General features: G+C 42.6%; 18 protein-coding genes, 1 pseudogene and 1 riboswitch. Of the genes and pseudogenes, 8 read left to right on the forward strand and 11 right to left on the reverse strand.

Going from position 1 to position 22,002, the window contains the following annotated elements:
• Positions 1-343 precede the first annotated feature (343 nt).
• Complete coding sequence (locus DP120_RS18240) at positions 344-1,687, reverse strand: DUF5667 domain-containing protein (protein WP_120718537.1); 1,344 nt, start codon at positions 1,685-1,687, stop codon at positions 344-346.
• Between the two features lie 72 nt (positions 1,688-1,759).
• A riboswitch (cyclic di-GMP riboswitch) is annotated at positions 1,760-1,845 on the reverse strand.
• Between the two features lie 484 nt (positions 1,846-2,329).
• Between DP120_RS18240 and DP120_RS12285 the strand changes: the two genes are divergently transcribed.
• Together DP120_RS12285 and DP120_RS12290 are read left to right on the forward strand one after the other, a co-directional pair.
• Positions 2,330-4,615, forward strand: a complete 2,286-nt coding sequence (locus DP120_RS12285; protein ID WP_112223965.1) for a putative bifunctional diguanylate cyclase/phosphodiesterase — start codon at positions 2,330-2,332, stop codon at positions 4,613-4,615.
• A 150-nt stretch (positions 4,616-4,765) separates the two neighbouring features.
• Positions 4,766-5,410 carry a P-loop NTPase family protein gene (locus tag DP120_RS12290; RefSeq protein ID WP_133257394.1) on the forward strand — a complete coding sequence of 215 codons (645 nt, stop codon included), beginning with the start codon at positions 4,766-4,768 and terminating at the stop codon, positions 5,408-5,410.
• A 262-nt stretch (positions 5,411-5,672) separates the two neighbouring features.
• Here DP120_RS12290 and DP120_RS12295 read toward each other — a convergent pair whose 3' ends face one another.
• The 4 genes from DP120_RS12295 to DP120_RS12310 all read right to left on the reverse strand — a co-directional run bounded on the left by DP120_RS12295 (position 5,673) and on the right by DP120_RS12310 (position 10,301).
• Positions 5,673-5,939 carry a YetF domain-containing protein gene (locus DP120_RS12295; protein WP_112223967.1) on the reverse strand — a complete coding sequence of 89 codons (267 nt, stop codon included), beginning with the start codon at positions 5,937-5,939 and terminating at the stop codon, positions 5,673-5,675.
• Between the two features lie 394 nt (positions 5,940-6,333).
• On the reverse strand, positions 6,334-7,032 hold the full coding sequence (locus DP120_RS12300) for a class F sortase (RefSeq protein WP_112223968.1): 699 nt from the start codon (positions 7,030-7,032) through the stop codon (positions 6,334-6,336).
• 61 nt (positions 7,033-7,093) lie between these two features.
• Complete coding sequence (locus DP120_RS12305) at positions 7,094-8,428, reverse strand: copper amine oxidase (protein ID WP_112223969.1); 1,335 nt, start codon at positions 8,426-8,428, stop codon at positions 7,094-7,096.
• 463 nt (positions 8,429-8,891) lie between these two features.
• Positions 8,892-10,301, reverse strand: coding sequence for a hypothetical protein (locus DP120_RS12310; protein ID WP_112223970.1), 1,410 nt, complete (start codon positions 10,299-10,301; stop codon positions 8,892-8,894).
• Positions 10,302-10,918: 617 nt separating this feature from the next.
• Here DP120_RS12310 and DP120_RS12315 point away from each other — a divergent pair.
• Positions 10,919-11,116: a hypothetical protein gene (locus DP120_RS12315; protein WP_133257395.1), complete on the forward strand. Its 198-nt coding sequence runs from the start codon at positions 10,919-10,921 to the stop codon at positions 11,114-11,116.
• A gap of 350 nt (positions 11,117-11,466) precedes the next feature.
• Here DP120_RS12315 and DP120_RS12320 read toward each other — a convergent pair whose 3' ends face one another.
• A complete protein-coding gene (locus DP120_RS12320; protein WP_112223972.1) occupies positions 11,467-12,054 on the reverse strand; it encodes a CHRD domain-containing protein in 588 nt (195 codons plus the stop codon).
• 366 nt (positions 12,055-12,420) lie between these two features.
• On the opposite strand from DP120_RS12320, the gene DP120_RS12325 reads away from it, so the two are divergent.
• On the forward strand, positions 12,421-13,137 hold the full coding sequence (locus DP120_RS12325) for a class D sortase (protein ID WP_112223973.1): 717 nt from the start codon (positions 12,421-12,423) through the stop codon (positions 13,135-13,137).
• A 52-nt stretch (positions 13,138-13,189) separates the two neighbouring features.
• Positions 13,190-13,546 (forward strand): hypothetical protein, encoded by a 357-nt coding sequence (locus tag DP120_RS12330; RefSeq protein ID WP_165843791.1) that lies wholly within the window; start codon positions 13,190-13,192, stop codon positions 13,544-13,546.
• A 228-nt stretch (positions 13,547-13,774) separates the two neighbouring features.
• Here the strand turns inward: DP120_RS12330 and DP120_RS12335 are convergent, their stop codons facing one another.
• The 3 genes and pseudogenes from DP120_RS12335 to DP120_RS12345 all read right to left on the reverse strand — a co-directional run bounded on the left by DP120_RS12335 (position 13,775) and on the right by DP120_RS12345 (position 15,619).
• The gene (locus DP120_RS12335; protein WP_112223975.1) at positions 13,775-14,407 is read right to left on the reverse strand and encodes a flavodoxin family protein; all 633 of its coding nucleotides are present in this window, start codon (positions 14,405-14,407) and stop codon (positions 13,775-13,777) included.
• A 118-nt stretch (positions 14,408-14,525) separates the two neighbouring features.
• Positions 14,526-14,856 (reverse strand): annotated as a pseudogene (locus DP120_RS12340) (SDR family oxidoreductase); the annotation flags it as partial.
• A gap of 487 nt (positions 14,857-15,343) precedes the next feature.
• Positions 15,344-15,619: a winged-helix domain-containing protein gene (locus DP120_RS12345; protein WP_112223976.1), complete on the reverse strand. Its 276-nt coding sequence runs from the start codon at positions 15,617-15,619 to the stop codon at positions 15,344-15,346.
• 523 nt (positions 15,620-16,142) lie between these two features.
• On the opposite strand from DP120_RS12345, the gene DP120_RS12350 reads away from it, so the two are divergent.
• Both DP120_RS12350 and DP120_RS12355 read left to right on the forward strand, forming a co-directional pair.
• The gene (locus DP120_RS12350; protein ID WP_112223977.1) at positions 16,143-16,856 is read left to right on the forward strand and encodes a hypothetical protein; all 714 of its coding nucleotides are present in this window, start codon (positions 16,143-16,145) and stop codon (positions 16,854-16,856) included.
• Positions 16,857-16,940: 84 nt separating this feature from the next.
• The gene (locus tag DP120_RS12355) at positions 16,941-17,552 is read left to right on the forward strand and encodes a hypothetical protein (protein ID WP_112223978.1); all 612 of its coding nucleotides are present in this window, start codon (positions 16,941-16,943) and stop codon (positions 17,550-17,552) included.
• Between the two features lie 182 nt (positions 17,553-17,734).
• Here DP120_RS12355 and DP120_RS12360 read toward each other — a convergent pair whose 3' ends face one another.
• Positions 17,735-19,378, reverse strand: a complete 1,644-nt coding sequence (locus DP120_RS12360; protein WP_112223979.1) for a PQQ-dependent sugar dehydrogenase — start codon at positions 19,376-19,378, stop codon at positions 17,735-17,737.
• Positions 19,379-19,948: 570 nt separating this feature from the next.
• Positions 19,949-20,707 carry an HAD-IIB family hydrolase gene (locus DP120_RS12365; RefSeq protein WP_112223980.1) on the reverse strand — a complete coding sequence of 253 codons (759 nt, stop codon included), beginning with the start codon at positions 20,705-20,707 and terminating at the stop codon, positions 19,949-19,951.
• Positions 20,708-21,361: 654 nt separating this feature from the next.
• Between DP120_RS12365 and DP120_RS12370 the strand changes: the two genes are divergently transcribed.
• A partial coding sequence (locus DP120_RS12370; RefSeq protein ID WP_205854539.1) for a YibE/F family protein occupies positions 21,362-22,002 on the forward strand: 641 nt, incomplete at its 3' end.

Raw genomic sequence — 22,002 nt, forward strand, 5'->3', positions numbered from 1 at the left:
CGCCTCATTACATTTATCATACCATCCAGGGGATAAAATACTACCGCAAGGATGGTAGGCTGATCCGCTGCTCAGTCTTGTTTGACTTTACTGGCTTTCTTCCGTTTTCATGCCTTACGCTTTCTCAGCGCTTCTGTCTAAATACCCGTTCCTTTTTTTTTGCTGTTACCGGTCAAGGTTTACCCACGAAAGGATTCTAGACCTATCCTGTTTCCTAAAGAAATTCCGGAAGGAAAAGCAAAGAACTGGCCTGGAAACACAAAAAGGGAAAGAATGGCAGCTAAAGCTGCCTTCTTTCCCGTAATGCTGGAACCTTTATTGGAAATGAAAATGCATCATGGAGTCAGTCATCTCCGTTTTCGTCTTCGTCGTCTCCATTGCCATCTCCATCGCCGTCGCCTTCATTTTCTTTTTCTTTTTCATCTTCTTTTTCTTCTTTTTCTTCTTTTTCACGTTCTTTTGCTTTTTCAGCTTCTTCCCGTTTCCGTTCTTCTTCTTTTTTCATTTCTTCCCGCTTCCGCTCTTCAGCCTTTTTCGCTTCTTCTTTTGCTTTTTCGGCTGCTTTCCGTTGCGCTTCTTCCGCTTTTTTCACTTCTTCCCGTTCACGTTCTTCAGCCTTTTTCGCTTCTTCCGTTTTTTTCACTTCTTCTTTCGCTTTTTCCTGTTTCTTCACTTCTTCCTTCTGTTTCTTTTCCGCCGTCTCTTTAGCAGGCGTCACCAGACTGCCTTCCATTTCATCTTCTTTTTCTTCTTCTGTTTCATCGTCCTCTTCTTTTGCCACTTCGGTTTCTTCTTCCATTTCCTCGTCAATCTCTTCTTGAACATCCGCTTCCAGTTCTGCCGCTTCCTCGTTCAATTCAGCCAGCAGTTCTTTCTGTTCTTCGGCAGCTTCTTCTGTAAGTTCAGCGAGTTCTTCCTGGTATTCTTCTTCGTCAATTTCACCGGCAGCCAGCTTGGCTTCGAGCTCCAGCAGTTTTTCAGCGGCCTCTTGTTCTTTTTCCGTTAATTTAGCGAGCTTTTCTGTGAGCTTTTCATCAAACTCCAACTGAGCACTTTGGATTTCTTTCTGCAAGGCTTCTTTCGCCTCCGGATTTTCAATCTTCTCCAGTGCAGCTGTCAGTGCTGTCAGGTTTTGGGCCAGCTGTTCTTTTAGTGCTGCAAGAGCTTCATCGAGCTCCGGCACTTCTTCCACAGCCGCACCCTCTTTCGCCGAATCAGTTTGTTCTTCCTCTTCGGCTTCTGACGTGTCGGCAGCTTCCAGGTATTTCGCTAGCGCGAGCTCTTGCTGTTCCACAGCTTGTTCAAGTAACTCACGCGCCTTTTCTTCTTCCCCCAGCGCCAACAGAGCTTCTGCTTCACTTATCCGTTCCTCTGCGAAAGAAGCCAGCAGCTTTGCCTCTTTTGCTTCATTAAACGTTAACGCCAACTGGACATTCTCCATCAACTTTTTAGCGAAATAAAAGAAATCCCCAGGCAAAAGAGACGGCTCTTCCGTTTCTGCCACTTCTTCAGCACTTTCAGGTGCCTCTTCGACAGGTGAAACTACTTGTTCTTCTGGCTCACTTTCGGTAGTTCCATGATCATCCGCAAATGTCTGGCTGATTCCGAAAGTGAAAACAAAGGCCGTTGAAGCCACACCAGCCCCCAGTGCCCGGTGAAGCTTCTGATTGATAAAAAACTTTGACATAACAATCCCTCCAAAACGTATTTTTGGTTTGGAGAATTTTGAAATCGCTCATATTGAGTCCTTTCTCCATTCTTCAGCAGTTCGGCCGCCGTAGTGAATAACACCGTAGGCCCGGAACTTTGCGTATCCGCCTTTCAACGGACTTGCCTTTTTCGAATGAGAACGTAAATAGATAGTTCCGCCCAGCATCCTTCTGACTAATATACATCATTTTTTATCAACTTTATATTCTTTTTATTGTAATATTTTGTTATTAATAATGTTAATTAACTTTTATTTTTCTTCAGTAGCATCGGTGCTGCTTTATCCGTTTCTCTGGATTCAAACCCCACATTTTCGCCATGGATTTTCTAGCTGTTAAGGTGGAGTTGCAGAGAATTGCGAACAAGTTGACACAGTACAAAAGCTACTATTAAACTTTGCTGAACTGGTCTCTTATTTCAAGCTTGGAATTTAGCGGTCTTTATCGGCATTTTTCTGCTTTATGTTGGAAAGGAAAAACTGAGAAGGCAGGTTAACGCTTTCGCTTGGAAGCCGATAATACTATTGAGAGAAAAGTTTTATCCTATCCTGTTAGCCGATGTATTACAGCATCGTAAAAGGATGGGCTCACAACAGCGCTATGCATCAGGAGGAATTTCAATGTTAAAGTTTAAATGGCTTCCCGCCTTCTTATTTATTGCGGTAATTCTTTCTTTTATTGCTTGGAACAGCATTTTCAGCAATCAAGAATGGGTTAGGTTAATAGGGATAAATGGTATTCAGCTTTTGGTAGGGGCACTCAGCTTTATATGTCTGTGCCAAGAATATATTCGTTCTACGGGAAGAAACCGAAATTTCTGGCTCTTATTAAGTTTAGGATTACTTTTTTCCTTTACCGGAAATTTTATTTGGCTATACTTTCAAGTAACCTATAAAGTTCTTTATTCCAATGAGTTCTCTTCTGTCTTCTGGGTACTTTCATACCTCACTTTTTTATTGGCATTGATGTATAGAACCCAATTAATCGGCTTCGCTTTTTCTTCTCGAACTTATACTTTTAATCTGATTATTTATATGCTTACAGCGAGTGCCATTACGTACCATTTTTTAATACAGCCATTTTTAATGGCCACTGAAGCGTCATTCTTTAATCTTCTGCTTACAATAGGATATCAACTGGTTGATTTAGGGATTCTCTTTTTTTCCATTATTCTCTACTACCGCATACAATCCAAGAAAGAGGAGAGAGTTTTTCTATTTGTTATTGCCGGCTTACTCCTTCAAGTAACGGCAGATTCATTGAGTGCCTTTTTATCCATCGAAGAAAGTTACCGCCCGGGCAGTTTCCTCGATTTGATGTGGATAAGCGCGCTTTTATTGATCGGTTGTGCAGCTTATTACCATAAAGAATCCCTGGCACAAGAGAATGAGCGTCAAGAGAACAATTCAGAACAAAAAAGGTCCACCCTGCCTTACGTCAGTATCGTCAGTCTCCTGGTACTAGGCCTATTTAGTAACAGCTGGCATTTCAACGCTTTAAGCATAGGACTTCTTTTCGCTTTTTTACTCGTTCTGGGGCATCAGTTCATTGTTATCCGAAGAAATAGTAAGCTCATGACTGACCTGAGCTATGCTGCCTACTATGATTCTCTTACCGGCTTGGCCAACAGAGTCAGTTTTATAGAAAATATGAAAAAAATTATAGATAAAACCACTACAGACCAGGTTGCTTTCCTACTGATTGATTTGGATCGTTTTAAACTCATTAACGATACGCTTGGTCATCATGTTGGAGATGAAATCCTGAAGAAAACTGCTATTCGATTAAAGGATTCATTGTCTCCCGACACACAGATTTTCCGTTTGGGAGGAGATGAGTTTGTCATTACGCTAGCCCATGCGACTGAAAGAATAGCTGCCGAAACAGCAATACAGATATTGGCTAGTTTTCAGAAACCCTTTTCTATAAGATCACATGAAATCAAGGTGACCACCAGCATCGGAATCAGTCTGTTTCCGGGACACGGCACAACAAGTGAAGACTTGTTAAAAAATGCCGATGCCGCCATGTACCTTTCCAAAGAAAAAGGGAAAAATATGTTCAGTTTCTACAATGCAGAACTCAACAAGAACATGATGAGAAAGATGGATATCGAAAATCATCTGGTAAAAGCGATGGAATTACATCAGCTTTCCCTTTGTTATCAGCCGAAAGTAAATCTGAAAACACAGGAAATTGTCGGCATGGAAGCCTTGTTAAGGTGGAAGCATCCCGAAATGGGGTGGATCTCGCCAGCAGAATTCATTCCGGTCGCCGAGGAAACCGGCCAGATTGTCTCGATTGGCAAATGGGTGCTGGAGGAAGCATGCAGGCAAAATAAATTGTGGCAGGACCAAGGTCTTCCTTCCTTAAAAGTTTCAGTGAATGTATCTGTTCTTCAATTTCAGAACGGAAAATTCATAAAAACCGTAAAGTCCATCTTAAGGGATACCCAATTGCCGCCCCAATTTCTGGAGCTGGAAATCACCGAAAGCATTATGCAGAATATAGCGGAAAGTACGGAAGTTCTGGAGCAACTGGGGAAATTAGGCGTGAAGACGTCTATTGATGATTTTGGAACCGGCTATTCCTCCTTGCACGTTCTTCAAAAATTGCCGATTGATACATTGAAAATCGATAAGGCGTTCATTGATGAGCTCGAGCAGAACTGCAAGCAACCCATGGTCAAAGCGATCATCGATTTGGCCTTGAATTTGGGCCTTAACATCGTAGCCGAGGGGATTGAAAGCGCGAACCAGATGGAGTCCCTTATAGAAATGGGGTGCCCTATCGGTCAGGGTTACCTGTTTTCAAGGCCCATCGATTCTTTGGAATTCGAGAAATTGATTGGATTGAGCACTATAACTCTAGAAACAAAGGCTAAGCAACCGGCTGTTTCGAGCTGAAAGAGGGAAATCAAAGGGAGGAGTTTGAGGATCTAGGCTATATAGGAAATGTAGTTAATTTCATTCCAGAAAACATCGTCATGCTATACAATACAGGCGCAAATACGATACAATTTGACTTTAATTCAGCAAGAAAAGGAATTGGTACTATTGGATTTAGCACAGAGACTCTCGCATGTATACTGGATCGGGGGTTCTCCTTGCGCAGGGAAGTCTACCATCGCCCGCATGTTGACAGAAGAATACGGTTTCCGGTATTACAAAAGTGATGATACGTATGATGAACATCTGAATAGAAGCAGTCGGAATCAACACCCCAACTTGAGTAAGTTGAAAGGGCTTACATGGGACGAATACTGGTCACCTCGGTTCTGCACTGTCGATGTCGAGCAACAAATCCAGGAGTCCCTACTATTTTATGAAGAACAATTTTCGATGGTACTGGAGGATCTGCTTGGCTTGCCGGATTCCTCCCCGATTTTGGTGGAAGGATCGGTTGTTTTGCCCTCGCAAGTGGCTCCGCTGCTATCGCAGGCTAATCAGGCAGTCTGGCTCTTTCCGACTCCCGAATTTCAAATCCATCACTATTCCAGAAGGCCATGGATTGATGGCATACTCGAACAGACAGAAGAGCCGGAAAAAGCATTCCGGCATTGGATGGAAAAAGAAATGGGGTTTGCGGAGAAAGTCCATGAAAGGACACAGCTACACGACTTCAAATCGCTCAGAATTGACGGCAGCAGCTCCATTGATCACAATTACCAAATAGTGAGAAATCACTTCGACTTAAAATAACACGCTAATCCTAGCGGCCCAAATGCCGCAACGGATTAGCGTGTTATTTTTTTGATTGATTGGCGAAAGGCAATTGTTAACGTTGTGTTTTACCGGAAGAACGCCGGAGGTTCTGGGCAATCACTTATGTTGGTTTTCCTGAAAAGAAGCAACCGGCTCTTTCCCTATTCTCTTCCATCGTCTATTCTTTATAAAAGCAACTAAAGGGCTTATGCACTCCTTTTGCGCCTGGGCTAAAAGGAGACTTCCACAAATACATGCTTCATTGACAAAGCCACTTATAGTTCATTCGATCAAGATTAATTGTACCGTCCTGCCTCGTTCTTACCTGGAAACCCTGGTCTGGCGACCAATCGACATAAACCAAGTTTTTTAAGGCTGGATAGCCTCTTTTCTGCAGTTTATTTTCTAGCCACTCCTTTGACTTGCCAAGCCGATCCAGCATCCTTTTGTTTAACCTGCCTTTATCCACAAACAGGTAGGTCAGCTCTTCCTCTTCCGCGTTCAAATCGAGCCTTTCAGGTGTCACACTCGAACACCTGAGTGACAAGCTGTTCACATAAGGCATCCTCTGACTTTGTCTTCCGACAAGCTTTCCATAAAAGTATATGATACTTATCCGTGATTATTTCGGATACCCATTCGTCGTTTTCTACTAATCTTTTTAGTAAGAGTTCGCCTATAGTCATTTTTACTCCTTCACTCAACTTTAAATACCTACAAAAAAATAGTGAAAAACACTTTACGGTATATTCCTAATGAAAATAGGAATAATCCTCAACAAAAAAGGAAAGCCACAATTTTATGCAGCTTTCCCCTAAGCATTCTTCGCTGTTCTCAGTCCGTCTATTGGAGCATCATTTCTTGCAATGGACTGGCTACCACTGTCGGCATTGACCAGCTATTTTTCCAGTTACCTTGCCTTAGTTTTCGACCAGTTCCGTAAAAACGACCAGTCGTTCTTCATAATGGCCGGTCTGGTCATCAAAAACCCCCGTGCACGTAATGAGGTTTAAATGGGATTCCGAACTGTTGCCGAAGATCTCCTGAATTGGAGCATCCTCAGGCAAATAAGATGCCTTACCCTTAACTTTGAAGGTGAGTTTTTTTCCTTCTGTTCCGGTGATATGAATTTCATCGCCTGGTTCCAGTTTTTTCAGGTTATAGAATGTACCTGGCTGTGAAAGACCATCTACATGACCGGCCAGGACTGCATTGCCACTGCCTCCCGGTTTTGTCCCCGGTTCGTACCAGCCAATTTCATAGATGCTTTTTGGTGCTTCCATGTTGCCGTCTGCGGTTTGGCCGACCGGAATCACTTTTGCCTGCGCCTTGATTGCCGGTATTTCAATTAACGCAGGGACGACACCTATTTTCTTTTCTGCCGTACTTTCATTCTCTGCTTTGGAAGATGAACTGAATGATGCTACTTTTCTCAAAATTTCTTCTTCCAACGTATCTTCCTGCCAGACCACTTCCTGCGGGAACCGTTGTTCCATCTTTTCAAATTCTATCTCTGGAGCCACTTGTGTAGCATCAGTTGCTTGTATGGGGTTACCGCTGAGGGTTGTAAAAAGAAACAGGATATAAACGAGGCCAGCTTTTTTAATAAATGAGTTCATAAGTTTCACTCCTTATGTAGAAAAAGAGGGGAGGCTGATTCCCCTCTCAATGGTCAAAGCGTTACTGCAATACTTTTCTTCTGTTAACGGCCAGAACCCCCACAAGCACCAGTAAAGGCAAGGTCCAAAGCATCCAGTTCAAGTTTCCGGAATCAGCCATTCCACCCATTCCGGTTTCAGGCATTTCCGGCAATCCGGCAAATTGTTCCGGGAACTGCTGGACAATTGCCGAGCTTAACAACTTCCCAGGTGTAAACATATGCTTGTAGCCTTCACGTGCTGTAGTCCATGTTTGTTCATAGTCGCCTTCAACATAGCTGTTAAACGTTCCAATCGCTTGATTCACATGCATTTGTAATCCTTCGGAAAGTGCGGAAGCTTCCACTCGACCTTCCGTAGCTCCACTCATGAATTCGGAGAAATCAGCACGATATTGGTCCAACTCTGCTAAAGCTGCTTCTTTTTCTTCCTGACTTTCATTTACTGTACCCATTACATACTCCATGAAGTAATCGATATGATTGCTCCATGTCTCGTTGAACTGGGCTCCTGCCTCTTCCCCGTAGACTGAAGCAATGGCAGCTGCCAATTGCTCTGTATTTTCATTCAACAATGCCAGATTGGCATCATATTCTTCTGACTGTTCAAATCCATTTTGCATGGATTGCTGCAGAAGAGCAAAATGTTCCGCCAGCAGGAAGCTGAGGTTTGAACGGAGATCCGCAGCTTTTGTCACGGCTTTTGTATCGTTGAACATCTCCGGAAACTGTTGTGTATAAGCGTCCGATAAGGTTTTGCTGACATTGTTTAACAGGTGCTCCATGGCTTCACTTTGAATGGTATAGGCTTGCTGATAATCTCCAGAAACATACGCATCATATGATCCGGTAATTTGATCAATATGAGTTGAAAGCACATTAACAACAGCTGCTTCCATCACCCGTCCTTCCGTCAGTTTCTCCTGGAATTTTCCGGAAAGATGGGTATAGTTCGCCAAGTTATCCAAAGCTGTCTGCTTAGCTTCCATATCACCAGCTGAAACTGCATTGGCATAATCCATAAAGTAGCCGATGTGATCCGTCCAGTTCTTGATGAATTCTGCCCCTGCATCTTCGCCATATAAAGAAGCGATGGCTGCCTGCAAGTCTTTCCCGTTGTTAATAACGGCCGCTTCTGCCTGAGCGGCATCCGGGTCGCCATTATTCGATTTGCGCATGGCGGTGATGATCAAGTAAGCATGTTCAGTGAAAAGGTGGTCCGTATTGCTTCGCAACTCAACGGCTGCAGTATCGACTGTCGGTCCCCCATGATTGACAGCCAGCACAGCTCCTCCTCCAACTGGAACCAGCAACACCAGGCTAAGCAATACAGCAACAACTTTGTTCTTCCTCTTCATTTAACAACCTCCTAAAATTTTTTAGGCAGTCATCACTTACTGTTTTATGTAAAATCAGGATGCCTTTTAGTAAATTCAAACTACCCTTGTACGCTCACTCTCTTTCCCTGTCATAAATTTAATAAACATGTTATTTTATTACTTAATTTCTATTGCTTTTTTCATTCATTAACAAGCTATTTCAATATAATAGAACAAAACTTTACTTTATTTTTAGAAAATCAGTAAGGAAACTTCGAGCACGAAAGTTATCCATCATTTCTTTAACTGAAGCGCGAATAGAAACACCAAAGGATGTCCCTATTCCCAATTCAGTATCCTGTTTAAGTCTACCTTTATTAGCCAAACAAATAATATTACCGTAATAATTTGAATAAAAACATAAATTATCGATAACCAGGTTTTGTGAGGGTTCATATTATAAAAAGAAAGGGAAGAATTTCTCTCCCCTTTCATCCAGATCTTATTCCTGTACCGCTTTTCTTCTTGTGAATACGAGAGCTCCGGCAAGTGCCAGTAATGGGAATGTGTACAGCATCCAGTTCATATTTCCTGAATCAGCCATACCACCCATACCTGTTTCCGGCATTCCCGGCGCTGCAGCAAATTTTTCCGGATTCTGTTTAACGATTGCACCTGACAACGCTTGACCGATTGTGAACATTAAGGCATGCCCTTCAGTCAACGTGTTGTAAACGGCCTCGTAATCACCTTCTGCATAGCTGTTTACGAGATCGATCGTGCTTTGTTCATGTTGTTGAAGAACGCTGATGGCTGTTTCTTTCGGCAGTTCTCCGCCAGTAGCTTCGCTCAGTAAAGTACCTAAGTCAACAGCGAAAGTATTCAGCAACATATCGGTAATTTCATTTACTTTCTCCGTATCACCATTGGCAATTGCTTCACCCAATGCTTCACTGTCTTCGTATTGAGTATTGAAAATCTCGCTGAACGCATCTGCAGCTTCCTGTCCGTAAAGTGATTTCACTGCCGCTTTCATCTGTTCAGCATTCGCTTCCTGCATTTCGCTTACCGCTTCAAATGCTTCTCCGCCTTCACCTTTGGCAGCTTCATACGCCTCTACTGATGTAGCTGTTTGATAATAGAAGTGAGCACCAAGCAATTGGCTGAAAGTGGCTCTTAAATCTGATGCCGGTGTTACCGCTTTCGTGTTTTCAAACTTCTCTGGCATTTGTGTCACAATTGCACTTGATAATGCCGTGCCGACTGTGAACATGCGCTCGTAGCCTTCATTGAATTCCGTGTATGCTGCTTCGAAATCGCCCGCAATGGAATGATCAAGGAATTGCATTACATCTTTTTCATGTTCCTGAAGAACTGAAATCGCTGTATCCTTCGGCAGGTTTCCACCTGTTGCCTGACTTAAAAGAGTTCCAAGGTCTGTCGGGAATTGTGTCAACAAGTCTTCTTTGACTTGTGCAATTTCTTCTTCGTTGCCGTTTGCAACGGCAGTACCGTAGCCTGCACTGTCTTCATATTGCGTATCGAAGATTTTATCGAATGCATCTGCTGCTTCCTGACCGTATACCGATTTAATAGCTGCAGTCAGTTGTTCGCCGTTCACCTCAAGCTGTGCTTGTGCTTGCTCGAGTCCGTCACCAGTCGGTCCACCTTCTTCAGCTTTATGGTAAGCCTGTAACGCCACTTCTGATTGATAGATGAAGTGAGTTGATAATAGCTGGCTCAAATCTGCTCTCAATTGTGCTGCTGGTGTTTCAACTGTCGGTGCTGCCACTTTCTCAGGTACATCAGCGTTGTTCCCGCCAGATGCACTGACTGCTCCGGCTCCTGTTGCCAATAATGCCGCGCTCAATGGGACTGCGATTACCGTTCTTTTTGCGTTTTTCCAATTCATGTTCAAATTCCTCCTTGTTTTTTGTTTCTTGCGTATCTTTCCGATCGTTCTACAACCACTACGTAAATGAAATCAGATTAGATCACATTTTGGACATATTTTTTAAAAAAGTTAAATACACCCTCTGGACTGCGAATTCACTCTGTAACAATTCTCACCGGAATGTAGCATGATTGTAATATTCCTACACCCCATGACTTTCCCTAACACTTTTCTCCTAAACATATTATTTTTTTATTTTTTGAATCTATTTAACATTTACATGAATAATTAGTCTTAAAACCTTTTCACAGCAGACGTTTAAGCTTCCATGAGTATGGATGAATTTTTTTAACTTTTTCCCTATTGGTTTTCTGCGTCCGTTTTCTAATCTATTTGAGCTTTCAGATGATAAAATTAGTTTAGAAGATTTTCTAATCAGCACTATTTTTATCTTAAAAACACTTTTCCAGTGACAGTTGTATATCATTTTCGCTTTTTTCATCAAGTTTTTTGAATTTTATGGTAAAATTAAATGTGAAGATCATTTGGATTCCCTAGATTACTTAGCCCCGTTCTAAAGATGGAAGGAGAAATCCGTTATGACTAAAGAGAACATTCGAAGCATTTTGCAAACGATGCGTGAATTTCAAGATGTCCACATTACCCAGGTTTTTACGAAAGGTGAAACGGATTGGCTTCATGTAAAATGCAAAACGGGTACCTCAACTCTCGAACTGACTTACTTACAAACGGAAGCTGTTCATTATTACGAATCAGTTGATGCTGCTGCAGAGGTCATTGATCAAGCTGTTACCACTGTATCTGCACCTTAGGTTGAAAATGAAAATCGGCCGAAAGCCATGCCGTTTTTCCGTAATTGATTTACTTAAGAATGCATCATCGAAATAAGCTTCAAATTAGAAAAAAAAAATTAACAAGCCTCACGCAATAAAGAAGGACGGATCCCGAAACGGATCATCACTTCTATATTTTGCATGGGGCTTTTTTTATTTCAGGAAAGATTCGCTTCAGTACTGCCAGTCAAAGGAGTCGATTGAATGTATGTATGTATTTAAGGTTTTTTGGGTATCAGTTAAACACTTCGCTCTACTTCAAGGCAATATAAAAAAGCTGAATTTCTGTTATCAGCTATAACAGGAGTTCAGCTTTTTAAGGGCTTGTGTTACGCAGTGGCTTTTTGGCGTCTGCCAATCAACAGAATTCCACCCATTAAGATTGCAAATAACCCCACCATCGTAAACAATGGACCATTTGAAGCCGTATCGGCCATTTCATCGCCTTCTGCTACCAGCTGGTCACGAATTTCACCATCTGGATATTCCTCCGTATGCAGATTCACATAAATGTCGCCAGCGACAAGTGCCATGGAGAAATCCTGCCATGTCATGTCTCCGACAAGATCATCCGCATTCAATGTACCCGTCGCTACTTCTCCGTTATAGTCCATCGGTTCTTCATTTTCAAATAAAAACAATTCCACCGGGCCATTTTCTCCTGCCGAGCCGCTGTGCAGATGACCAGCCAATGTGCTGTTCAAGTTAGAGGCACTTACCGTGTATTCCAATGATTCCCCGTCTTCACTGACTTTGAAATGCGCCTGTCCTGTCGCGTCACTTGTCACATCCCCGACTTCCTGTTCCGGTGTCAATTCCACATTGAACTCGAGCCCTTCATGTGCTGCGAAAACTGCGCCGGCAAAACCTGTTGCTGCTAATACCGATACCAGCAGTAAAACCAAGATTTTTTTCATTTGTTCATCTCCTCTTGATCGATTTCACCATACGGTGATAGCCTTCCCCTACCCTTTTACCAAACTAATTAATAAAATTATCAGAATTTTGAATATAATTACCCACGAAGTTTACACCTTTTCACTTCCTTCTTTTTGGAATTACTTTTCTTCAATGAAGAAATCTAATGGTTTAGATGAAAGTTTAAGCCAGTATGTTAGCAACAAATCTTTTATCATTTCAACTTGGATTTTAAATGATAAAAAAAGACCTTCTTTAATAAAAAAACCAAATCAATGAGGGTTATGCAGTAAAATAGAGGGAATAAGGAGTTCAATAGCGTTACGTACTAAGAGATTCACTGAATCCTGAAGAGGTGACAGACGATGAGAAAGAAAATGGCTTCACTGTTGATCATAACCGGACTCGTACTTGCCGGATGGAACGGCTATTTTTGGCTTTCTGGGACTTCTTCTGGCCGCGAAGCCCTTGGACAAGATGACATTGTCAAAAACACGGACAGTCCGCTGTCAGGTTCTGAAAATCATAAGCTGATCATGGCTACTGAAAGAGGAAATTCTGATGGCGTGGTGACAGATTCCGCTCAAGTTGAACCCCTGCCTATCAAAACCGACAAAAAAATTGAAAAGCCAGATGCTTCGCCATTGCGTGATTATAAAGAGTACGCCAAAGGAGCAGAAATCGGATGGCTGCTGATTCCAGAACTTGATATGAAATATCCCATTTACTGGGGAACAGACGTCGATACCTTGAACCAGGGAGTCGGTTATCATATAGGAAATTTCACGACCCCGCCCGATGGACTCAAGCATACCGTTTTGTCTGGACACCGTGACACCGTCTTTCAAGAACTGGGAGAGTTAAAGACCGGAAGCAAAATGTATATCCAATTCGAAGATGTGCAATATGAATATCAAATTGAAAAAACGTGGATTACCGATGCGCAAGACCGCACTGTCATCGTAAAGAAAGATGCACCCACATTGACGCTGACTACCTGCTATCCGTTTACCTTTATCGGATCAGCGCCTGACCGATATATCATCGAAGCGCCGTTAGTCGCTAAGACAGCAATGAATTGATGGCTGCCATCGGCAGTTTCAAGAAGAAAGGAGTGTTAGCTTGAATCGGTCCATGCTTTATCGAAACTGGGCAATGGAAACTATGCAAGAAACGTTTCAAGCGATGCATATAGCTGAACTAAAGGAAATTATCATTGAAACCAATCTGTATTCCGTCTATCTTTTTCAAGACAAAGATCTAAAGCTGTCAACTGAGCGAGCTGTTATCGTAAAGCACTTTTCTGCAACGCAACCTTCTGTTGATTTGCTTGGTGTAAAGGTTGCTTCGTCTGCCACGAGGACAGAAAGAAACCAGCAGATCATGGAAGCAACCGAAGCAACTCTTACACAGCCCTTACTTCCCCCCATTCCTTTGCTGCGGTACACAGCGTCCATCCATCAGCCTTTCTTGTCATATGCAACCGTTTAATAAACCTGATATTTAATTTAAGAATGTCTCGATTGTCTCAAAAACAGCGAGGGTATCTTTCCGTTCTGTCGCATCGCTATAATTCCAGACATATTAATGGAAACGAGAGGTATTTGAATCTCTTCTCGCAACCCTGTACAAAACCCAGGAGGGCTGGCGTATCTGTGATCCAGCTCTCCTGGGTTTTACCGACCGTATTTTCGATTAAAGAGTTGTATTTTAATCTTGCTATTCAATCAGATTCCCTTCCGCAGGTATCGGATGCATTTTAAAGTTTCTGGCAAAATGGATTAAGTTATAAGCCATGATTTTTGCATGCTGCATCGTGAAATCATTTTGATTTCCGTCCGCTTCAATAAAAGAAGGCCCCGGCCCGGCAGGTCCTACCCAATAAGTATCGGCGTTCGGCGGCACAATGAAGCCCATATGCGAAAGAGCATATAAGATGGATTTGGCACTGTCTTTAGCTCCGTCTTCGTTTCCGGTCACAATCGCTCCGCCAATCCGGTTGTAGTAGATGTACTGCCCTTTTTCATTGGTCTCACTGCTTCCCGCATAGATCCGTTCAATGACTTTAGTGGCGTAGCTGCTTTTTTCTCCCATCCAGATAGGCGTTCCGATAATCAGGATGTCCGCATCCAGCAGTTTTTCGTAAATCTTCGGCCACTCATCGCCTTCCCCTGCATCAATCACCATGGCATGGGCAACATTGTAATCAGCTAGCCTTATGATTTCTGATGAAACGCCTTCTTTGTCAAAATGCTTGATGACTTCATTAATGAGCGCATCCGTATTCGATGTATCCGGGCTCTTTTTTAATGTGCAATTAATGATTAAGGCTTTCAATTCAGTGCTTGGCATTTTCCTTCATCCTTCCTTGGTCTAGCAGTAGCTTTTCACTGCAAGCTAAAAAATTATTCATTGTTTTTCATTTATAGAACATACAACTATGGGCTCCTAGAACAAAGCCCTTCTCCCTTTAATAAGGTGTACCACCATTGATATGCAGCACTTGCCCCGTGATATAAGAGGCGTCATCCGAAGCGAGATAAACATAGGCACCCGCCAGTTCATCCGGCTGGCCCGACCGTTTCATCGGTGTGCCGAATGCCCCCTTCTTTGTCGAATCCCTCCACTTTATCTGACGGAAACGATGCTGAAATCAGCGGCGTCGAAATCGGTCCAAGGGTAACCGCATTCACTCGAATCCCCTCTTCGACAAGAGAACCCGAAAGTGAGCGTGTAAATGACAAAATGGCGCCTTTTGTCACAGAGTAGTCGATCACTGCTCCTGTTTTTGAGCCGGAATGTTTTCTGGTTTATCCTTTTTCATCAAACTCCTCCTTTCTCCTCGAGAATAGCAATAGATTTGATTCTGACCGTCTCTTTATACATAAGTCGTCGTTTTTTCAGCCCTTTTTTTGTTCAAACTTTTAGAATTTCTTCTCCTTCCTTATTAAATCTCATTCGTTATTTTTTTGATTCCCTTATTAACTTTTTGAAAACCTTTTAGCAATTCAATCTGATTTTTAGTGATGTTCTGCTATAAGATGATAGCTTTTATTAGTTTCTTTAGATATGTTTTACGGATAACATGGCCCATTTTTATTCCTTACGACTAAAGGTCTTCAGGTTGAATGCAACGTAGTCATGCTGTCTTGTTACCTCCATAACATATTTAACAAGCGCTAAAAAGCACACCAATTTCTGGTGTGCTTTCATATTTTCATGAAATTCTTAGGTTAATTTCTGGGCTTCTTTACTTTCAACCTGTATACCCATGGTACAGCTTGGTGATTAGTTTCTTCCGACTTCTTCATATAGCGGCTTCAAGTGTTTTTGAACACTTTCTAATTCCTTTTTTCCTGAGTCTGTAATCATGTACGAAGAATCAGCAGTTGAAAGGAAGTTTTCTGCGGCCAGATGCGACAGTTGCTTCTCAATCTTTTCCTCTGTCACATTGTACCCATGGCTATTGACTTCCTCGAGGATCTCTCTAGCGGAAATCGCTTGCTGATTGGCATGATACAGTAAATGGGTTCGAATGAAGTTGTTCTGAAAGTCTCCGTGCACATTGCATTCCTCCTCGGTTTTTTCTGTAACTGAACTTATTTTGTCGACCATTGATTAAATTTCCCGCAATAACCCTCTTTAAACACATAAGACATATACTCTCACTTTTCAAATGATGATCTATAAAATAAGCAATTATGAAAGGACACTTACATAAATCAATACGGAAAGAGCTGAAGAGAGGATTAACGATATTAAAAGAAAATTAATTCAAAGGGAACGTACGCAAAAAAACATGAAAAAAACAAAATAAGTATGATATTGGTTGTAAAAGGTGTTATAAATTTAGCCGCATCCTTGTATTTCCATCTCCTTCAACAAGAATAGACCTATTTATATGCGTAAAGTTCATCCGGACAATGAAAGTATTTCATGCTTAATTGCCAAGGCGCTTAGTGTCATTCGAAAAGTTTACAATATTCAGACCGGGGAATAGGAAAAAAGCAAGGATATCATTTTAACCCTAAAAGAAATTTGTAGAAGTAAACTTATTTATAAGTAAAAATTCTGAGGAGATGAAAAGATGGAACACAACGAAAAAGCGCCAACAGCCGCCAGTCAAGTGGATCCCCAGGAACGGCTGAAGACAGCAGCTATCGGAATGGCGAGTAATATCAAACTTCATTCATCGAATACCGGCGGAGAAAAAGGGACTTCTGTCACCGCGGACATTGAACTCGTTAAAAAAATTACCGAAGATTGGCCAACAATGTCAAAAAAGTCTTCGGAACAAACCATCGAAGCCTATGGACCTCCCAATGAAGCCACACCCAGCCAATTGATCTGGTACTTTAATGGCCCGTGGAAACGAACGATTGTTTACCGGGATGAAATCCCGCATGACTTTCCACAACCACATTCCGATGTCATTGAACAAGTCATCAACTACCAAGTGCCTCCTGAAAAGTTCAGTGAAATCGCCAAATTCGACGGGAGTGTCGTGATTGAACGGACAAAAGGGGAAGTCTCGGCACGTTGCGACATGGAAGCCGCAAATATTCTCGCTTTGAACATGATGCATGAAATCGCAACAGGCAAAAAAACAGCGGTCGAGGCCCGGAAACTTTACACGGAACAAACAGCTGCTTATGTGATGAACAAGCCGGCACCTTACGCGGAACAATTCCAGTTCGACTTGCAAACCGAAGAAAAGTTCGATACCGATGAAACCACTCTTCAGGATGAAGTCATTAGCAAAACCATCAAAAAGGCAAAAGAGAAGTTGGGGTTGGATTAAACACACCAAAGAAGGCCATTTTCCTATAAAAGGGGAATGGCCTTCGACTTGGATGAAAAAGGAAAAGGGGCTGACTAATCGAATATGAGCAGATTACTCAAGAAGTGCAAACAATTTATCAACTCCGATACAAAAGTTGCCGCTAAATATATTGGTTTTCCTCTCCCCCCTACCAGGAAAATCGTGTACGGCGCGCTCTTGGCTTCTTTTGCGACCATCCTCCAATCAGCTGGAATGTTAGGTGGACTTGGATTCGTGGTCAGTGCGCTTAGTACATTACCCATTTTAATTGCTACAGTGATCTCTCTGCAGCTTGGTTTCTTGACCTATACCGTAGCGCTTGTCATGATTGCCATCATTCAGCCGAGTGAACTGTTCGCGTTCCCTTTTACCACCGGGCTTTTGGGGCTGGGTATGGGCTTCGCTTTCAGGTATTTCAAAAGAGGGATTCTTGTCGCTGCGTTTTCCGGGATTACCCTGACATTGGGCATCTTATTTATCCTGCTTGTCATCCAGTTTCCAATATTAGGACCGGCGGGTACTTCAGGTGCCGATTTGAATTTAATCATGGCAATTTTGTTGTTTTCAATTTTTTACAGTTGGATTTGGATGAAAGGGTTTCTATTGCTGGTGAAAAGAATGGATCGAGTAATAGGAAAAGGCCCCTTCGATTTCCAAAAAAGTCCCTCTAAATAGAATGAATCTCAGCGGCTTTCCTGTCGGTTTACTAGCTTAGTTCAGTAAAAATTAAAACTAAGATAAAAGGGCAGACCAAGTATGGTCTGCCCTTTTATCTTAGCGATATTTAAGTCCCTATTTCCAGCCTCTGTACGAGAAAGTCAGTGAAAATGATGGAAATTTCTCTTGCATCATTCCCATTATTTTTTGGTTACTTTCCAGACAATACCCGTTTTCATATGAAAATCAACCGGGAATGCCCCCTTATCTCGAGCTAAGCGATTCAGGTTTACGAGAAGCGAGGAAAAATCAACGATATACATCGCTCCGTCCGGTCCGAATTTCATATCGTATGGCCGTTCGATTCCCTCGCCCTGTTTCCCTAAATGCGATGCAGGTGCCGGTTCTTCATTTTGAATAAAGGGCTGCACTTTTTGTGCGCCGTTTTTCTTCGTATTGATGACCGAAATCCGGCTTCCGGCGGGTTTGTCTCTTGCCGGATTCGTCAGCCATTCCATATTACCAAATTCAGCCACAAATAACTGATCGGCATATTCACCCCAAGACTCAGGTGCAATATCAACCTTTGAAGGGGAGGAGTTGACTTCATGCAGCCCTGTAATAAGTGACTTATCGGGCTGCTTCAGACCACTGGCTTCATGGTCGATCAAAAAGTAAAGCTTCCTTTCCCGTCTCTTCCCGTCTATGTAGACAGGGGCGATTGATGAGCTGATGGGTCTGTATTTTTCATCGATAACAGGATCAAAGTTTGCCAGGAAATCCGGCCAGCCATACCAGGCATCTTTTTTCACACGGTAAGTTCCATCGTACACGTCTTTAATCGGTCTTCCTGGCGCATTGTCGTATCCATTGACGGAGGCAAACATGTCGCCCGCTTTGTTCCAGGCGATGCCGATGACGTTACGGAACCCCCATGCATACGGTTTGACTGTACCTTCAGGATCATCCAGGTCAAACGCAAGAATCGCTCCCCCGCATTTATTGCGGCCTTTGATCACTTGGCCAGGTGTTGTCACGGTGCCAAAAGGCACAAAAGCACCCGTCTGGATCAAATCAGGCGAATCTTTCAGGAAATTGGGAAGTTCTATATTAACACCGGTAAGCACGATATCTTTGGCCGTGGTCGGATGTCCATCCGGAGCCCGTTTAACGGCCGCCATTACGTTTTGATCCATAAACCCCGAGTTTCCTCCGATGCCCGAGCAGACATACATCTTCCCGTCTCTTCCAACCCGGAGATCGTTTGGTTGGTGGTCGGACTTGGCATCGACGATACCGCCGATCAACTGCGTCACCTCGCCGTCCATTGTTACCTTGGAAACTGCTCCGGATAAGTCCATTTCCCTGTGCGTAATATAGAAAGCCCCGTCATGCCAAGTCATACCGGAAATGGCCGGGTAAATCTTGCCCGTTAGATTAACAACTTCGGTCGCCTGTCCATTTTCAATACGGAGGATTCTCGCCTCGGCACCCTCTTCATCCTTAAAGGCACCGCCTGCCTCCGCAACATACAGAGTCCCTTCATTGTCCCACGCCACAGACGTCGGGTAAGTAAGCCCGTCAATCACTTTTTCGATTTCATAGCCTTCAGGAAGGTGAATTAAAGGAAAATTGGAAGACGGCTTTAATTTTTGGCTGGCGATTTCCTGCCTTATACCAAACATTTTCTCTTTAACCATGGTGTTTGTCATACTCATGTTCTCAGTCATACCGGACTTCATTACACCTGTGACGCCCTTTTTCCTTAAGGCGGCTACGCCGATTCCCGAAACTAAAGCGACAGCCAGCGAGGTTTTGAGCAACTTCTTATTTTTCTTTTTCAACTGTTTCCCTCCTATTTTGTGGTTACTTGTCACCTTATGGATGAATCATTGTTGAAGCAATTGAGGAATAGTAGTAGAAATTAATTGGTGCAGAATTTAATCTCTAATCAGCAACAAAAAGAAATAAGGTCTGCAAGGCAAAACAGTAGAGGTTAACAAAAGCTTACTTGTGAAGTAATAGATGAATTTATGAAGTGATTTATAGATATGTTGAGTAGATGGATGTTGGGTAGAATATGCTGCGCAAAAGAGGTTATAACACTGCAAATTTCCTATTCCCTTAAGAGGCGGTTCTTAAACTTGGGGCCGAATGAAATTTCCCTCTCCCCTTGTACAGTGGATAGAAGAATAAAGTTCTCAAATTGATGTATGACTGGGACTGCTATTGTCTGTCATCAACTAACTGTTCTAAAGCGTTCGTAAAAGTAGTACACTTCTCCGAACAAAAAAGGGAAGAAACCTCAATCGAGGTCCTTCCCATCTGATAATACGTCACATGTTACCTGGAAATCTTTAGATAACTTTTCTAATTTAACGGGGTTTGAAAGTGTAAATACATTTTTACTTAGACTATTTTACTTCAATCTCTTGCTTGAGATACTTTTCACTCATATGCAAAATCGTTTTTGCCACTTGATCCGCTGTGATTTGTATGGTCGCATGTTCTTTGGCAACCGAATGATTACCAATGCAGATGCTTTCTTTGGCAGCTTCAAACATGCAAATGTCATTTGAGTCATTACCAAAAGCAATGAACTCATTTTCTTTGACTCCAAGTTGCTGCAGCCCGGCCCATTTATCAATGCCTTCCGGACTCAAATCAAGGATTCCTTCATCCTGATGCAGATGCAGGGTCAGCGGAAGGGTTTCCAAGCTTTTCTGTATCTCGGCATTGCTTGTAAAAAGAACCATTTTCACTACATTTTCCAGCAAATCAATCGGCACGTTTTTCGCGCTCTTCAACGGATCAATATTTTGATAGATCGGATGGGTCTGTTCTCCGGTATAGCTGTAATCCCAGCTGCTATCAATCAAATACGATAATTGATGCACACCAATGATATCGAATAGCTGCTTGCAAGTACTCTTGTCAAAACTGTTTACTTCGATTGAGCCATCCGCGTTTCGAAAAGCCCCGTTTCCACCGACCATTCTTAACCGGTGATATTTTTCCGGCAACACCGGCAATAAATCGCGTATTGGTCGGGCAGATGCAAAGATGATTTCATGTTCCATTGCCAGGCACTCATCCAAAGCAGCACAAATTTCTTGGGTTAAGGGTTGGCCTTTAAAACAGATGGTTCCGTCAAGATCGAATACAAATTGCATGATTGGTCACCTCACCTTTATTTTATCTAAGCTTTGCTATACTAAAAAGGACGTCTGTCCGACAGGTGAACCAGTGATGAGACTTACAGAAACCCAAACTTCTATTGAAAATTACGAATTGCAGATGCTTCTCTCCCATGTTCAGTTCCTTCAAATAAAAACATATGATCAGCTTTCATTCCTGTTGCGAAAGCGATGGTAAAAGTACACTAACTCGAACGAAAAAAGGAAATGATTTTGTATGCAACCCTTCCCTGCCGACAAGCCCTCATATGTTAACTTCATACGCTTTAAGAATTTCTGTTAAGTCATTTACACAAGATATTTTACGCTCTCGCTTTTAGTGAACAATCGCACCCGTCAGTAAATATATAGATAACCATAAGTGACTAGTTCAAAAATACCCAAAAATAAGTACAGTACTTTTTCTAAAACCCGTCTTTCCTTTTCCCTCGCTTACTATACTTGTAATTAGCCAACTAATAAACCATGCCTTTTACCAGATTAGCAAAGGAAGAAGATAACAAACACCCCTTCCTTATACCCCCCTCTTAAATTTACCCTAAATTGACTAGACTAGTGCCCTCAATCCTTTGCTATAATAAGAGCGCATCATACCCATAACTGACACGCACAAAGGAGCGGATAGACCTAATGCTTAGACTACTCACGCTCATTTTATTCGCCTTTCTAACAATCCCTTCTACTGCTCTTGCAACCAGTACGCCCCCGCCGGCGAACCCTGGCGAACAGGAAATGATGCAGGAAGACATTCCGGATTCGGTCAGCACAACCGCCCGTGTCCTGGAAATCATAGAAGAAGGAACAGAACTGGATGAAATGACTCAAGCGGAAAGAGAATTTCAACATTTAAATGTAGAGATTTTATCAGGAGAATACAAAGGCCGGGAGATAGAAGTCATAGGCTACAATTACGCAGACACCTACTACGCAAGCAGCAACTTCTGGTTTGAAGAAGGTGACAGGATTACCGTCCGGTTTCAGGTTGAAAACGGGGAAATAAGCTTTGCCGCTCCCCTCGATTACGCCCGGGATTATCCGTCCTATCTCCTTGTTGGGCTTTTCATTGCACTTTTACTCTTCTTCGGAAAGCTGAAGGGTGTCAAATCCGTTATAACTTTAGGACTGACCATATTCATTCTCTTTAAATTTATGATTCCTTACTTACTGGAAGGACATAATCCTATTTTGCTTGTGCTCATTACCGGCGCGATTGTAACGGCTTTGACCTTTTTGATTGTCAGCGGCTTTTCCCGTAAAACGCTGGCTGCCAT

Origin of the sequence: Planococcus halotolerans, from assembly GCF_003289955.1 — a bacterium.
GTDB classification, from domain to species: domain Bacteria; phylum Bacillota; class Bacilli; order Bacillales_A; family Planococcaceae; genus Planococcus; species Planococcus halotolerans.